The organism is Escherichia sp. MR, assembly GCF_005280595.1.
GTDB lineage: Bacteria > Pseudomonadota > Gammaproteobacteria > Enterobacterales > Enterobacteriaceae > Escherichia > Escherichia ruysiae.
Genome location: NZ_SZVK01000130.1, coordinates 1 through 486, shown reverse-complemented (window position 1 = coordinate 486; position 486 = coordinate 1). Strand labels below are relative to the sequence as shown.

The following is a 486-nucleotide window of genomic DNA, read 5'->3' as shown; positions in this document are numbered from 1 at the left end:
TTACCAGTCGGCGTAAGGTATCAGCGGCTGCGGCGGTAAATCCATGTCTCCCTGCCATCCGGCGGCGGAATACCGCACGTAGAGCAGGAAATGGCTTGGCGCATAATCTTTCGCCTGCTGGATATCAATCGCCGTGCCGACAAACCAGTTGGACGTGACCCGACGCTCAAGTAACGCCCGCGCCGTGTAGCCAAAACCCTGACTGCTGCCGCCGTCGTTGGTCTGGCTGGCGGCATCCTCTTTCCAGTCCGTCGGGATCAGGTTCATCAGCGGATAACGCGGCATGGTTTTGGTGCGCGAATGCGACCACGAGCCAGACGCGCCCAGCTCCCACGACCAGTTTTCCGTCCGCTCACGCCACATCACCGGTATGGCAAACGACAGGTATTCCTGCGGGCTGTAGTAACCGCCCTGACCGAGTGAGTACCCACTCAGGTCTTTGTCGTAATGCCAGATCATATTGTTCAGGCCAATGGTCACACGGCG

At 59.1% G+C, this 486-nt stretch carries 1 protein-coding gene; it reads right to left on the bottom strand.

Annotation, left to right across the window (positions count from 1 at the left end; all coding sequences use genetic code 11):
* The coding region (locus tag FC814_RS22565; protein ID WP_170967964.1) for a cellulose synthase subunit BcsC-related outer membrane protein at positions 1 to 486 on the bottom strand (486 nt) is incomplete at its 5' end.